Genomic DNA, 13,265 nt, shown 5'->3' with positions numbered 1-13,265 from the left:
GCGCCCGACCCAATCATCCAAGGAACATTCGATGGACGTGCAGGACGCAGCCTCGCGCGAAGCGCTGCAAAAAGAAATTGACGCCATTCATTGGTATCATGAGTTCGATTTCGGAAACGGGCTGCGCGCCCTCAGCGTGTCGCAGGCCGACGATCACCGCCGCATCTGGCGCTTCATCGAGAACGAGCTCGACAAGATCGATTTCACCGGCAAGAGCGTGCTCGAAATCGGCTGCTGGGACGGTTTCTGGAGCTTTTACGCCGAGCGGCGGGGCGCCAAGCGCGTTGTCGCCACCGACGACGTGAGCCAGAACTGGGCGAGCGGCGCCGGGCTGCGCCTCGCCAAGAAGCTTTTGAATTCCAACGTCGAGATCAATCAGAACGTTTCGATCTACGAAGCCTCGAAGCTCAATGAGACCTTCGACATCATCATCTGTCTCGGCGTCTACTACCACCTTGTCGATCCCTTCGCGGGATTCGCCGAAGTGCGGCATCTCATGCACGAAGGATCGATCGCGATTTTCGAAGGCGACGCGACGCTCGAATTGCGGCCCGACACTTTTTACTGGGACATGTCGGATTCGGCGAAGTCCTGCTTCGTGCCGACGCAGTGGGGCCTCAACCACATGCTGAAGACAACCTATATGGATGTCGCCGCGCAAAGCTGGATGCGTCCGCCGCCGGCGTTCAAGGTCAATGTCGATCCCGCGCATCTTTTCGGTTTCACCGGGGCGCAGGATCCTTCAGGCTTCCCGCCCCTGAAACATCGCGAGCGCATTCTCACCGTGGTGAAGCCCTTCAGCGGCGAAAATCCGCTGCATCCCTATAAGCCGCCGTTCAATCTCGCGAAATTCGACACGCGCTGGAAATAGTACGGAGATCCGTGCATTTGGGCCGTCATTCCCGGCAGCCCAAAGGCCTGACCGGAAATCCAGGGCCGATCCAAGCGCGCTGGTCTTGCTCTGGATTCCCGATCGCGCGCTTTGCGCGCGTCGGGAATGACGCAAGCAGCTTACAGCGTAGGCGTGAGGCCCGCGACGAAATTCTCGCGCGCCAATCTCATCAGCAATCCGCTCGTCGCCTCGTCGGCGACCCAGGCGTCGACGCGCGGATTGCTGAGCTGCGAGGGATCGTGGCCGCTATAGATCTTGTAGCAGGAGGCGATGTACTGCGGCAGCGTCAGGAAGTCGCCCACCGCCGTCGATATATGGTGGTTCTGCAGTTTGAACATATAGCCGCCCTGCGCCCCATAGCGCTTCGCGATTGGCGGATAGATCGGGAAGATCTCGCTGCGCGCGAGATCATGAATGGCGTAATAGTTGAAGTTCACTGTCCGCGGCTTCAGTCCGACCGTCTCGAAAAGCTTCTTGGAGAGATCGAACAGCACGAAGCTCATCGGATGCACGGTGCTGTACATGAAGACGCCGCGGCGCGACCAGTTCATCAGCTCGGCCGAAAGATCGAGGCCATATCTGTCGCGCGTACCGTCGACCAGTTCGCGCGACGCGTCGTTCCACATGTCGAAATAGCCGAGCGCGTCAAAGACGTTCTCGTTGAAGAGCGCGTTCGCCATCTCGACCGACAAGCCCTTGCGATAGGCGAAAAGCGCGATCGCCGAGTGGTAGGGACCGATCGGCCCGCACACGAAACCGTGCATGCGCGACAGATCGTGAATATAGACGAGATCGGGATGAAAGGCCGCGAAGGTGATCGCAGGAAAGATCATCGTCTTCGGCAGGCGCTTGCACAATTCCTCGGATCCGCCGCCGCGCACATGACCGTCTAGAAAGTCATGCGAGAAGACGTAGTCGTAAGTCTCCAGCGTCTTGGCGAAGAGGCCCATCGTCGAGCGGGCGCGGGCGATCATCGAAAAATGGTCGACGGTCGCGCTCGGATCGAGCACTTTCATCGCATAGGCGACGCCGAAACTCTGGCAATTGCCGATGATGGCGATCCGCGGCCCGGTGTTGCGCATGACGCGGCCGGTGATCTTCGCGAGCCGCGGCTCGACGGCGTATTGCCGCCAGGATTTGAGAATTTGTCTGTCAACCTGCGTTAACATGCGGTCTTTCATGGATTGGCGACGACGCGGGCGTTCTCAGCGGCGCCGCCGGGTGACAAGCGGACGGGCGCCGTCTATGTTGCGACGCCAGAAGGCGGCTCGCGAACGACGCGGGAAAAGCTCGATCCGCGACCATCGGCCGGATCAGAAAGGAGTGCGACCATGGCGGAGAACCCCTATAGCTCCCTACCCGACCATCGCTTTTGGCGCAAGGCGGTGACGTCGCTGCCGCCCTTCGCGCTCGATCCGATCATTCGCACGCCTTTCAAGATTTCGCCGCAGGACAAGGTCGCGACGGGCGGCAGCTGCTTCGCGCAGGAGATCGCCATGGGCCTGCAGGCGAGCGGATTCCATTATTATCTCGCCGAGCAACCGCCGGACGGCATGTCCGCGGATGAGGCGCTGCGCCGCAACTACTCAATGTATTCCTGCCGCTACGGCAATCTCTACACGACCGCGCAGCTGCTGCAATTGATCGAACGCGCCTATGGACGCTTCACGCCGCAGCTCGATCACTGGAACAGGCCGGAGGACGGCCGCTTCGTCGATCCGTTCCGGCCGCGCATCGAGCCCGACGGATACGCCACTGTCGACGAGATGCGCGCCGATCGTGAGCGGCATCTCGCCGCGGTCCGCCACATGTTCGAGACGATGGACGTCTTCGTTTTCACATTCGGCCACACCGAGACCTGGCGCCATAAGCCGGATGGCGCAATCCTGCAGCTTGCGCCGGGCGTCGCCGGCGGCGCCTGGGATCCGAGCGTCTACGAGTTCTACAATATGACCGTCAGCGAAGTCGTGCGCGACTTCATGGCCGCCGTCGACCGAATTCGCGAGGTCAATCCCAAGGTTCGCATCGTGCTGAGCGTGTCGCCCGTCGGCATCATCGCGACCTATGAAGACCGGCACGTGATCGAATCGAACTGCGCGGTCAAAGCGATTTTGCGCGCCGCCGCCGACGAGGTGGTCCGGGCCAGGCCGAACATCGCCTATCTCCCGTCTTATGATCTCGCCACGGTTTCTCCGAACGTGCCGATGTTCTATCGGGAGGATACGAGACGCATCAATCCCTATGGCGTCGATCGCGCCATGAGGGTGTTCTTCGACCATTTCACCGATCGCCGAAAAGAGCAGGATGCGGTGAAGGCGGTGAAAATCGACGTCGCCGCTGAAGCCGAGAGCAACTCCCGCGTCGTCTGCGACGAGGAAGCGATCGAGTCAGCTTAAGAACAACGGCGGCGGGTCGGCGGTCGGGGTCGATTCGCCAGGAACGCCGAGTTATGCGCCGACCGCCAAAGGACGCTTGAATGATTATTGGTTCGCTTGCGCTCGCGACGGCTGGCGCTTTCACCGGCGCCTCGCTCTATGTCAATTACGTTGAACAGCCGGCGCGGCTTGCGCTCACTGACGACGCGCTGATCAAGGAGTGGGAGCCCTCCGATCACCGCGGCTTCATTGTGCTCGCAAGTTTTGCCGCGCTTGCCGCCCTCTTCGGCTTCATCGCCTATCGCGAACTCGATGACGTCAGATGGCTTTTCGGCGCGCTCATCGCGATTGCGACCTGGCCCTACACCTATCTTGCCATCGTGCCGCTCAACAATCGCATCCTGGCGCTGATCCAGGCCGACGCGGCGCATGAGGCGCGCAAGGTCATCGACCTTTGGGGGCGTCTGGAGCTGGGTCAAACCGCGCTCGGACTCGTCGCGACGCTGATCTATGTGTGGGCGGCAGGCTGATTCCCGAGACGGCGTTTAGCCAAGGTTCATCGCGGATGCGTTATCTGAGCAACGCATCTTGGAAGCGGCGCCATTCTTGAATTGCGGATGACATGACCTACGATCTTATCGTGATCGGATCCGGTCCAGGCGGTTACGTATGCGCGATCCGCGCGGCGCAACTTGGATTGAAGACGGCCGTCGTCGAGAAGGATTCGACGTTCGGCGGCACATGCCTCAATGTCGGCTGCATTCCGTCGAAGGCGCTGCTCCACGCTTCACATATGTTCGAAGAAGCGGCGCATGGACTCGCGCCGCTTGGCGTCATCGTCGATCCGCCGCGCCTCGATCTTGCGGCGATGATGAAGCACAAGGACGACACCGTTGGCGCGAACGTCAACGGCGTCGCCTTCCTGTTTAGAAAACACAAGATCGAGTCGTTTCGCGGCGTCGGCCGGCTGAAAGGCGCCGGGCGAGTCGAGGTCGTCGGGGCGGACGGCGCCGTTCAGACGCTGGAAGCGAAAAACATCGTCCTCGCCACCGGCTCGGCCGTCGCGCCGCTGCGCGACGCCTCCGGCGCGGAGATCGCGATCGACGAGAAGCTGATCCTTTCATCCACCGGCGCTTTGGCCCTGGCGGAGACGCCGAAGCGGCTGGTCGTCGTCGGCGCGGGCGTCATCGGACTGGAGCTCGGATCGGTCTGGCGGCGGCTGGGAACGGAAGTGATTGCGATCGAATATCTTGATCGCATTCTGCCGGGCTTCGATCTTGAGATCGCCACGCGCTTCCAGAAGATCCTCGAAAAACAGGGCTTCGAATTCCGGCTCGCCTCCAAGGTGACTGGCGTGCGGCGCGAGGGAACCGGCAAGGCCGAGCGCGCCGTCGTCTCCTATTCGTCGGTCGATGGCGCGACATCCGACACGATCGAGGCCGACGCCGTGCTCATCGCGACGGGCCGCATCCCGTTCACGCAGGGCCTCGGACTCGAGGACGCCGGCGTCGCCCTGGAGCGCGGACGCATCGTCATCGACGGCGGCTTCGCGACCAATGTCCCGGGAGTCTACGCCATCGGCGACGTGGTGCGCGGACCGATGCTCGCCCATAAGGCCGAGGATGAAGGCATCGCCGTCGCCGAAATCCTCGCCGGACAGGCGGGGCATGTGAATTACGGCGTCATTCCCAGCGTCGTCTACACGATGCCGGAAGTCGCAGCGGTCGGCATCACCGAGGAAGAGGCCAAATCCGGAGGGATCGAAGTCGCGATCGGCAAATTCCCCTTTACCGCCAATGGCCGCGCGCGCGCGATGCGCGCGACCGACGGTTTCGTGAAGATCATCGCCGACGCCGCGACCGACCGGGTGCTCGGCGTCCATATTGTCGGCGCCGCGGCCGGCGAATTGATCGCTGAAGCTGCTGTGTTGATGGAATTTTCCGGCTCGGCGGAAGATCTCGCGCGCACCTGCCACGCCCATCCGACGCTCTCGGAGGCGATGCGCGAAGCGGCCTTCGCCGTCGCCAAACGCGCCATCCACATGTGAGCTGGTGGTCCATGTCGCCGTCGTGATTCCCGCCGCGCGCGGGCGCTACGCGCCCGCCGCATGTGAGAGGAAGAATTTATGGAAGATTGGAAACGGCGTCTGAGGGAGGCGTTCTGGTTCGCGCTCGCCGTCCTCTTTCTGGTCGAAACCTGGCTGTGGGATCATTTCAGCGCATGGTTGCACGATCTTGGACGCGCACTTGGGCTTGAACGTTACGAACAGCAGTTCAAGGACTTCGTTGCGACGCTTACGCCCCTAAAAACATTGGCGATATTTATCGCGCCGGCGTTCGCGATTATCCCGGCCAAGCTGGTTGGTTTTGAGTTGATCGCGCATGGCCATGTGTTCACGGGACTTTTGGCGATTCTTCTCGCCAAAACACTGGCGCTCGGCGTCATGTCGTTTCTTTTCGACATCTGCCGGGACAAGCTGATGCAGATCGACCGATTTCGTCAGATCTATTCGGTTGTCCTCGAAATTCGCGCCTGGGCGGCGCGACTGGTCGCCCCGTTCAAACAGCGCGTCTTTCAGACCGCCGACGCGATGTGCGGGCGAATAGAAGCGTTCATCGGCGTTGAAGCAGGCTCGCTGACGCGCAGCGTCGCACGCTTGCGCGAACTCGCGCGTCAGAAACGGTCCGCCTGATTATTCGCAGATTGCATATCCAAAGCAAAAATCGTCGCCGTTGGGCGACGGTCGGGAGAGAATTGTCGTGGCGCTTGCAACGCTTGCCGCGAACAGGAACAACATCAAAACGTACAAAACCAAATTGCGCATGACAGGCCCAGCCTTCCGCCTCTCGCTGCAACGGATATAAAAACTTGAAAGGCGCAGCGCTCCGAGTCTCCGCTCTTTCGAGCATTGATTTTGGGCGCGCCGGCCTTTCAAAACAGAAACGCAAATGTCGCGCGCGCGTTCCACGAATTGCGCGACCGAATGATAATTTTTACTGGCAAATCGCATAGCCGTAGCAAGGGTCCGAGGGTTTTGCTTGCGCGGACGAGGCGAGGTAAGCGCCCGCGCCGGCGACTTCCAGCAAGAGAATGCTGACCACCAGGACTAAGCAGCCCATGCTTGTCGTCGGACGCATAACCAATCCCCCTCTTCGATCGCCCGCACCCTGCGAACAATCGCGACATTAAGGTCCGCTTTACCAAGGCGCCGTGCGAGAGCGCACACTGGCGAATGCCAGGGCGAGGCGTCGAAACCACGGTCTACGCGGGCGCGCGGCGCGACTGCGCCCGGCGTATGGCAAAAAAGACGACGCCCTCGCGCGCTGGGCGGAGGGCGTCGTAGGGAAGCTTGATAAACGGGCGAAAAGCTTAGAGCACGACGACTTTCGTGCCGACCTTCACGCGGGTGTAGAGATCGATCGCGTCGATGTCGCGCATGCGGATGCAGCCCGAGGACACCGCCTGTCCGATCTTGTCCGGCTCATTGGTGCCGTGGATACGATAGAGCGTATCCTTGCCGTTCTGATAGAGGTAGAGCGCGCGCGAGCCGAGCGGATTGTCGGGACCGCCCGGCAGACCGCCGGCGTCCGCCGTGGGCTGCAGGTGCGGCCAACGCTCAAGCATGTCCTTGGGCGGGATCCAGCGCGGCCATTCCTGCATGCCACCCACATAGGCGCGGCCGGTGAAGGCCATCGCGTCCTGACCGGTGGCGACGCCGTAGCGCACAGCCTTGCCGCCCGGCATGGTATAATAGAGGAATTTCGAGCGGTTATCGACGATGATCGAACCGACCGGCTCGTTCGTCTTGTAATCGACGAGGTAGCGTTCGTATTGCGAACTTACCCCAGCCTTCGGCGCGAGCGCCATGAATTCGGCGTCGCGGCCGTTAAGCCTCGGATCGGGAAGAGGCGTCCCCCCGTTGCAACCAGCCAAAAAGACAGCGAGAAGCGCGGACGCCGCTGTCACATATCTGAAACTCATTTCAGGCACTCCTTCCCGCCGCAAAACAGTTGTTACGATTTTCTTATCATGAACTTTGGCGCTGGGATCACGTCTTCCGAATTATTCCCTTACTGTTGCGCCGGCGCCACGCTAGCCGGCGCGGCCCACGCTTGACCTTTACTATTTCTTTTTCATGGACAGGAAGCCCGGGAAGGCGGAAAATCATGGTGTTGACTGGCGTAGCGTCGCCCGCCCGGATTGCGTCGCAGCATTGAAAACCCTCCTCGTCACACATGAAAGCGGGCTCCTTCACGAGATGGGTCCCGGCCATCCCGAAGCCCCCGAACGGTTGCGGGCGATCCTGCGCGGCTTGGAGCACGCGCGATTCGCGTCCCTGAACCGGATGAATGCGCCCCAAGCGCAAGCGGAGGCGCTGCAACGCGTCCATCCGCAATCCTATCTTGCAGCCCTAGAGCGCGCCGCGCCGCGCGAAGGCTATACGGCGCTCGATAGCGACACGCTGATGTGTCCTCAGACGATTGAAGCGGTTTGGCGCGCCGCCGGCGGCGCCGTCGCGGCCGTGGACGACGTCATGTCGGGACGCGCCGACAACGCCTTCGTCGCCGTCCGCCCGCCGGGTCATCATGCCGGCGCGCACAATCCGATGGGTTTTTGCTTCGTCAACAATGTCGCCGTGGCCGCGCGCCACGCCTTGGCGGCGCATGGGGCGGAACGGGTGGCGATCGTCGACTTCGACGTCCATCACGGCAATGGCACGCAAGAGATTTTCTGGGCCGACGACAAAGTGCTGTTCTGCTCCACGCATCAGGCGCCCTTTTATCCAGGCACGGGCGGGCGTAACGAGACGGGCGATCATGACAACATCGTCAATGCGCCGCTCCTCGCCGGCTCGACGGGGGACGCCTTTGGCGAAGCGCTCGCCGACCGAATCCTGCCGCGGGTGCGCGATTTCGCGCCCGACCTGATCTTGATTTCGGCGGGCTTTGACGCCCATGAGCGGGATCCGCTCGGCGGCCTGCGGCTCCGCGAGACGGACTTCGGCGATGCGACTAAACGGCTGATGGATATCGCCGACCGGCGCTGCGGCGGCCGCATCGTCTCGATGCTCGAAGGCGGCTATGAGGTCGACGCTCTCAGCCGCAGCGTCAACGCGCATGTGCTCGCGCTCATGGGCGTTGCGGAGAACGCGAACGCCTAGCGGGCGGCCGGTAGCCCTGTGCGCAACCCTGGGCGGTAATGCAAAAGGGCCGCGAGCTGACGCTCCGGCCCTTCTTCATGCGTCTGGATCAACAGGCCTGGCGAACTCAGCCCTGGCGGGCCTTATAGCGCTTCTGCACCTTGTTGATGATGTAGACGCGGCCTTTGCGGCGCACGATCTGGTTGGCGCGATGGCGCGAACGCAGAGATTTCAAAGAGTTGCGGACTTTCATCGGTCTATCCCCGGCAATGGTGAACTGGCCGGGATAACGCCCAGCGCTTCGTTGGCCCCGCCTATGCCCTATTTCGCCCCGGCGATCAAGCCGAGCCTCGGCGCTCAAAACCGCGCATTCGCGAAAAACCGCAGATTCGCGCCCGGGAGCAGCACTTCATCCTTGCGGAAAGAGACGCTGTTGCGGATGTCCTCGTTGAGGAGATTGTCGCCGACGAGTCCCAGCCTCAACTCGCGGCTCAGCGGATCGCCCGGATCGAGCAGCATGCGGTAGCTGATTTCGGCCTTCAGCAGATTATAGCCCTTCGTTGGCGTTTCATTGGTGGGGTCGATATTGCGCTGCGCGAAGGCGTGCAAAAAATTGACCCGCAGCAACCAATTCGAATCTCGCCAGAACAATCCGCCGCCGAGCCGAACGGGCGGGATGCGGGGGACGTTGCCGCCGCCCACGAATGTCGCCCGCACCACGTCAAACTGGTGCTCCGCCCCAAAAACGCCGCCTGCCAGCGTCGCGACGTCGAGTTGGCTCTGAAACTCGCCGCCCCGGAATAGCGCATTGCGCTGCGAATAGATCGCTTCACGCAAATCGCCCTCGCCTTCCAAGGCGCAGCTCGCGATAGTTTCCTCGCAGACCGCGCCGGTGAGATTTCGGAAGATAAAGCCGTCAAAGCGCGTGAGGTAGGCTGTCGCCTCGAAGCGGAATGGGCCGACTGGGCGGCGCAAACCGATTTCGATGGTCTTCGCGCCTTCAATTCGAAGATTCGGATTGCCGATGTCGAAGGTGCCCGTCGCCTCATGGATTCCGCGCGAAAAGAGCTCGGGCGCACGCGGCGCGCGTTCGACATATTGGGCGGTCAGGCTGGCGACGACGCCTTGCGGCAGATCCTGCAGAAAGCCAAAGGCCCCGCTTTTTGGCGTGAAATTGCGCACGCGGGCGATTTGCAGTGCTGGATCAGCGAGGGGTTCGGGAAATGCGTCGAAGACGAGGAGTTCGGGAAATGCGCCGGAGACGGTCGCATGTTCGATGCGTCCGGCCAGCTGCATTCTCGATGTATCGCTCAACCTGAATTCATTGAACCAATAGCCGGCGACGCTTCGCGTCCGATTGGGGTCGAAGAGCCCGCCCTCGCGTCCGGGCGAAGTCAGGATCTGATGCATGCCCTGCACGCCGAAGGCGCTCGTCAGAGTCGCGAAGGACAAGTCCACCGGACGAAGCTGCGTTTCGACCCGCGCCTCGAGATCCTTGTTGGTGAAGGTCTGCTGAACGCCATCGAAACCGCCCTCATTGGCGAGTTCGTGGTGCTTGTAGTCGGTCAGACCCGCCCAGAAGCGGACCGCTTCGATATAGGCCGACTGCGGACGGAGCTCGCCCTTGGTCGTCACGCGCGTCTGACGAAGCTCGATGCGCGTATTGGTCTCCGTCGGCTCGATGCCGGGGATGCGATAGCGCGAGTTGAACTGCGTCACCGCGACGCCGACAAAGCCGCCGTCGAAGAAATAGGAGCCGCCGACCGAACCGCCGGCCGAGCGCATCGACGAATTGGGCTGGCGTCCGAACACCGGCGGCGGCGGGTCCGGCGGAAAAAGATAGGGATAGCCGGGAATAAGGTAGTCGCTGCTGCGCCGGCCGTGGACATCCATGTGGAAGGCGACGTTGCCGCGGCCGACGTCGAGCAGGGTCGCGTTCTCGAGCGAGTTGTCGACAGTCATCACCGCGCCGCGAGTCTCGATGACCGAGCACCCTTCCGTCTCGGCCGTGGGGATGAAAGCAAGACGGCACGGCAAGGCGGTGGGAATGCGGTTGTTCTCGACGTTGACGACGCCGCCGATCGCTTGCGACCCCCAGCGCAGCGTCGCGGGGCCGCGCACCACCTCGACCTGGCTCGCGGCGACGGGGTCGAGGGGTACGGCGTGGTCCTCGCCAAGTTCCGACACGCCGCTGTTGCTGACGCCGTTTTCCTGGATTCGGACTCGGTAGTTGTCGAGCCCGCGCACAATCGGACGGCTCGCCGCGCCGGGCGCGAAGCTCGATCCGGTGACTCCCGGTTTGGAGAAAAGCACGTCGCCCAGCGTCGCGCCCGGCGAGCGCCGCAGCTCCTCATTGGTGACGACCGTGACCGTCGCGAATTGATCGGCGACGATAGGAAGGACGCCTTGCGGCGCCACGGCCGGTTCGCGCGGCTCGGGTCCGCTCGGGCCGGCGACGCTGCGGTTGCGCCCGCCGGGCGCTGGGGGAGTCTGTGGCGGGGAGACGATCTTGGCGCGCTTGATCGGACTCACGGAGCCGACTTCAATCGGCGGCAGGGCCTGCTGAGCCAAGGCGCTCGCAACGCAGGTGAAAATCCCGACGACGGCGCCGCCGGCCGCCGCGCCGACCAAAACACTCTTCTTCATCGACGCCCGCTCTCGCTGATAATGTTATAACATATCATATCCGAGGCGGACTGAGCCGTGTCAATACGCTGTCGCTCGGCGTAAGCAGGTCAGCGCCGACTGTGGCCTCGACGCCACACTTGAGCGGTCAGAGGTTCAGGCGGTCACCTGCGTCTGGCCGGCGCGATAGTTCTCCCAGCCGTGCGCGCGCAGCTTGCAGGCGGGGCATTCGCCGCAGCCATAGCCCCAGTCGAAGCGGCGGCCCCGCTCGCCGAGATAGCAGGTGTGGGTTTCTTCGACGATGAGCCGCACCAGCGTTTCGCCGCCGAGCGATTCCGCCAGTCGCCAGGTCGCCGCCTTGTCGATCCACATCAGCGGCGTATGGATGTTCATGCTGCGGTCCAAGCCGAGACTGAGCGCCTGCGCCATGGCGCGGATCGTCTGGTCGCGGCAATCGGGATAGCCCGAATAGTCCGTCTCGCACATGCCGCCGACGAGATCGGCGACGCCGCGACGATAGGCGAGCGCCGCGGCAAAGGTCAGAAACAGCAGATTGCGCCCTGGAACGAATGTGTTGGGAAGCCCGTCGGCGGCGAAGGCGATCTCGGCGTTCCGCGTCAGCGCCGTCTCGGAGATGGCCCCGAGCGCCTCGATCGAAATCGTGCGATCTTCGCCAAGCCGCTCCGCCCAAAGCGGCGAAAGGCGAACAAGCCCCTCGCGCAACCCGGCGCGGCGCGAGAGTTCGACGCGGTGGCGCTGGCCGTAATCGAATCCGACCGTCTCCACGCGCTCGAAGCGTGACAGCGCCCAGGCGAGGCAGGTCGTCGAGTCCTGCCCGCCTGAAAACAGCACGAGCGCGGCGGAGGAGTGAGTCGGGAGATCGTTCGTCATCGCGCTTAACTTAAATCATGCCGCTAAAACTGCGAGCCGTTGCACCCATATCGAAACCCGAACCGAGATCGACATGCTGCTCTATAATACGCCGCTCGCGCCCAATCCCAGACGCGTCCGCATTTTTCTGGCTGAGAAAAACGTCACGATTCCCATGCGCGACGTCGACCTCATGACGCATGAGCACAAGCAGGAGTCCTATGTGGCGGTCAATGCGCTGGAGGAAGTTCCGGCGCTCCTTCTCGACGATGGCGCGACGCTCACAGAGTCGGTCGCCATCTGCCGCTACATCGAATCGCTCTACCCCGACCCGCCGCTCCTTGGCCGCAACGCGCGCGAACAGGCCTTCATTGAGATGTGGCAGCGCCGGGTGGAATTCCGCCTGTTCACGCCGGTGGCGCTCGCCTTCCGGCACAGCCATCCGGCGCTGGCGCGGCTTGAGTCGCCCCAAAAACCTGAATTCGCCGAGCATCAGCGGCCGCGCGCGCAGAAAATGATGCGCTTTCTCGACCAGGAACTCGCCGCGCGGCGCTTCATCGCTTCCGACGACTTCACCATCGCCGACATCACCGCCATCGTCGCCATGGACCTGACCAAGGCCGCGCGGGTCGAGATCCCTCAAGATCTGCCGAATCTTTCGCGCTGGCGCGCGGAAGTGTCGGCGCGTCCCAGTTTCGTTCGCTGATGACGATACGCGCATCTCGCAAGAAAATTGACGAGATCGCGGCGCATATCCGCGCCTGCCGTCTCTGCGCGGAGACGCCCGAGGGCGCGACACTGCCGCATGAGCCGCGGCCGGTGCTGCGCGTTTCGTCCAGCGCGCGGCTTCTCCTGGCGAGCCAGGCGCCCGGCAATCTCGTCAATCAGACCGGCGTCCCTTTCAACGATCCTTCCGGCGATCGTCTTCGCGACTGGATGGGCGTCGATCGCGAGACCTTCTACGATGTCTCGCGCATCGCCATCGTCCCGATGGGCTTCTGCTTTCCCGGCAACGACGCCGCCGGCGGCGATCTGCCGCCGCGCCCCGAATGTCGCCCGCGCTGGCACGATTCGCTGTTCGCGGCGCTGCCGCAGATAGAGACGGTCGTCGCGATCGGCCGATATGCGCAGGACTATCATTTCGCGCGGCTCGGCCATGCGCTGCCGAGGGGCGCCAGCGTTTCGGAGATCGTCGCGCGCTGGCGCGAATTTGAGAACGCTAGCCCGCTGATCTTTCCCCTCCCCCATCCGTCCTGGCGCAACAGCGGTTGGCTGAAGCGTAATCCCTGGTTCGAAGCCGAGGTCCTGCCGGCGCTGCGCGCCGAGGTCGCGCGGCTCGTGAAAACATGAGACAAGGCGCGCC

At 62.8% G+C, this 13,265-nt stretch carries 13 protein-coding genes; 8 read left to right on the top strand and 5 right to left on the bottom strand.

The window, feature by feature from the left end; all coding sequences use genetic code 11:
* The first annotated feature begins 31 nt into the window (after positions 1–31).
* The gene (locus IYY11_RS20240) at positions 32–871 is read left to right on the top strand and encodes a bifunctional 2-polyprenyl-6-hydroxyphenol methylase/3-demethylubiquinol 3-O-methyltransferase UbiG (protein WP_196405535.1); all 840 of its coding nucleotides are present in this window, start codon (positions 32–34) and stop codon (positions 869–871) included.
* A gap of 140 nt (positions 872–1,011) precedes the next feature.
* Here the strand turns inward: IYY11_RS20240 and IYY11_RS20235 are convergent, their stop codons facing one another.
* Positions 1,012–2,061: a WcbI family polysaccharide biosynthesis putative acetyltransferase gene (locus IYY11_RS20235; RefSeq protein WP_196405534.1), complete on the bottom strand. Its 1,050-nt coding sequence runs from the start codon at positions 2,059–2,061 to the stop codon at positions 1,012–1,014.
* A 162-nt stretch (positions 2,062–2,223) separates the two neighbouring features.
* On the opposite strand from IYY11_RS20235, the gene IYY11_RS20230 reads away from it, so the two are divergent.
* From IYY11_RS20230 to IYY11_RS20215, 4 genes are all read left to right on the top strand, one after another.
* Positions 2,224–3,288, top strand: coding sequence for a GSCFA domain-containing protein (locus IYY11_RS20230; RefSeq protein WP_196405533.1), 1,065 nt, complete (start codon positions 2,224–2,226; stop codon positions 3,286–3,288).
* 80 nt (positions 3,289–3,368) lie between these two features.
* Positions 3,369–3,797: a DUF1772 domain-containing protein gene (locus IYY11_RS20225; RefSeq protein ID WP_196405532.1), complete on the top strand. Its 429-nt coding sequence runs from the start codon at positions 3,369–3,371 to the stop codon at positions 3,795–3,797.
* Positions 3,798–3,889: 92 nt separating this feature from the next.
* Positions 3,890–5,314: a dihydrolipoyl dehydrogenase gene (gene lpdA / locus IYY11_RS20220; protein ID WP_196405531.1), complete on the top strand. Its 1,425-nt coding sequence runs from the start codon at positions 3,890–3,892 to the stop codon at positions 5,312–5,314.
* Positions 5,315–5,392: 78 nt separating this feature from the next.
* Complete coding sequence (locus IYY11_RS20215; protein WP_196405530.1) at positions 5,393–5,959, top strand: hypothetical protein; 567 nt, start codon at positions 5,393–5,395, stop codon at positions 5,957–5,959.
* A 677-nt stretch (positions 5,960–6,636) separates the two neighbouring features.
* Here IYY11_RS20215 and IYY11_RS20210 read toward each other — a convergent pair.
* Positions 6,637–7,248, bottom strand: a complete 612-nt coding sequence (locus IYY11_RS20210) for a L,D-transpeptidase (protein ID WP_196405529.1) — start codon at positions 7,246–7,248, stop codon at positions 6,637–6,639.
* Positions 7,249–7,525: 277 nt separating this feature from the next.
* Between IYY11_RS20210 and IYY11_RS20205 the strand changes: the two genes are divergently transcribed.
* Positions 7,526–8,428, top strand: a complete 903-nt coding sequence (locus IYY11_RS20205; protein ID WP_196405900.1) for a histone deacetylase family protein — start codon at positions 7,526–7,528, stop codon at positions 8,426–8,428.
* 106 nt (positions 8,429–8,534) lie between these two features.
* Here IYY11_RS20205 and ykgO read toward each other — a convergent pair whose 3' ends face one another.
* The 3 genes from ykgO to queC all read right to left on the bottom strand — a co-directional run bounded on the left by ykgO (position 8,535) and on the right by queC (position 11,923).
* Positions 8,535–8,660, bottom strand: a complete 126-nt coding sequence (gene ykgO, locus IYY11_RS20200) for a type B 50S ribosomal protein L36 (RefSeq protein ID WP_018407448.1) — start codon at positions 8,658–8,660, stop codon at positions 8,535–8,537.
* A 104-nt stretch (positions 8,661–8,764) separates the two neighbouring features.
* Positions 8,765–11,053, bottom strand: coding sequence for a TonB-dependent receptor (locus IYY11_RS20195; RefSeq protein WP_196405528.1), 2,289 nt, complete (start codon positions 11,051–11,053; stop codon positions 8,765–8,767).
* Between the two features lie 135 nt (positions 11,054–11,188).
* Positions 11,189–11,923, bottom strand: coding sequence for a 7-cyano-7-deazaguanine synthase QueC (gene queC / locus IYY11_RS20190; RefSeq protein ID WP_196405527.1), 735 nt, complete (start codon positions 11,921–11,923; stop codon positions 11,189–11,191).
* A gap of 73 nt (positions 11,924–11,996) precedes the next feature.
* On the opposite strand from queC, the gene IYY11_RS20185 reads away from it, so the two are divergent.
* Together IYY11_RS20185 and IYY11_RS20180 are read left to right on the top strand one after the other, a co-directional pair.
* On the top strand, positions 11,997–12,608 hold the full coding sequence (locus tag IYY11_RS20185) for a glutathione S-transferase family protein (RefSeq protein ID WP_196405526.1): 612 nt from the start codon (positions 11,997–11,999) through the stop codon (positions 12,606–12,608).
* Complete coding sequence (locus tag IYY11_RS20180) at positions 12,608–13,252, top strand: uracil-DNA glycosylase family protein (RefSeq protein WP_196405525.1); 645 nt, start codon at positions 12,608–12,610, stop codon at positions 13,250–13,252. The genes IYY11_RS20185 and IYY11_RS20180 overlap by 1 nt, the downstream gene beginning before the upstream one ends.
* Positions 13,253–13,265 lie beyond the last annotated feature (13 nt).

Origin of the sequence: Methylocystis sp. H62 (assembly GCF_015709515.1) — a bacterium.
Lineage (GTDB): Bacteria > Pseudomonadota > Alphaproteobacteria > Rhizobiales > Beijerinckiaceae > Methylocystis.
This window is presented reverse-complemented; position numbering and strand designations above follow the sequence as displayed.

Coding starts and splice junctions, on each gene's coding strand:
- IYY11_RS20240 (WP_196405535.1), top strand. CDS start 32: ATGGACGTGCAGGACGCAGCCTCGCGCGAAGCGCTGCAAAAAGAAATT.
- IYY11_RS20235 (WP_196405534.1), bottom strand. CDS start 2,061: ATGTTAACGCAGGTTGACAGACAAATTCTCAAATCCTGGCGGCAATAC.
- IYY11_RS20230 (WP_196405533.1), top strand. CDS start 2,224: ATGGCGGAGAACCCCTATAGCTCCCTACCCGACCATCGCTTTTGGCGC.
- IYY11_RS20225 (WP_196405532.1), top strand. CDS start 3,369: ATGATTATTGGTTCGCTTGCGCTCGCGACGGCTGGCGCTTTCACCGGC.
- lpdA (WP_196405531.1), top strand. CDS start 3,890: ATGACCTACGATCTTATCGTGATCGGATCCGGTCCAGGCGGTTACGTA.
- IYY11_RS20215 (WP_196405530.1), top strand. CDS start 5,393: ATGGAAGATTGGAAACGGCGTCTGAGGGAGGCGTTCTGGTTCGCGCTC.
- IYY11_RS20210 (WP_196405529.1), bottom strand. CDS start 7,248: ATGAGTTTCAGATATGTGACAGCGGCGTCCGCGCTTCTCGCTGTCTTT.
- IYY11_RS20205 (WP_196405900.1), top strand. CDS start 7,526: ATGGGTCCCGGCCATCCCGAAGCCCCCGAACGGTTGCGGGCGATCCTG.
- ykgO (WP_018407448.1), bottom strand. CDS start 8,660: ATGAAAGTCCGCAACTCTTTGAAATCTCTGCGTTCGCGCCATCGCGCC.
- IYY11_RS20195 (WP_196405528.1), bottom strand. CDS start 11,053: ATGAAGAAGAGTGTTTTGGTCGGCGCGGCGGCCGGCGGCGCCGTCGTC.
- queC (WP_196405527.1), bottom strand. CDS start 11,923: ATGACGAACGATCTCCCGACTCACTCCTCCGCCGCGCTCGTGCTGTTT.
- IYY11_RS20185 (WP_196405526.1), top strand. CDS start 11,997: ATGCTGCTCTATAATACGCCGCTCGCGCCCAATCCCAGACGCGTCCGC.
- IYY11_RS20180 (WP_196405525.1), top strand. CDS start 12,608: ATGACGATACGCGCATCTCGCAAGAAAATTGACGAGATCGCGGCGCAT.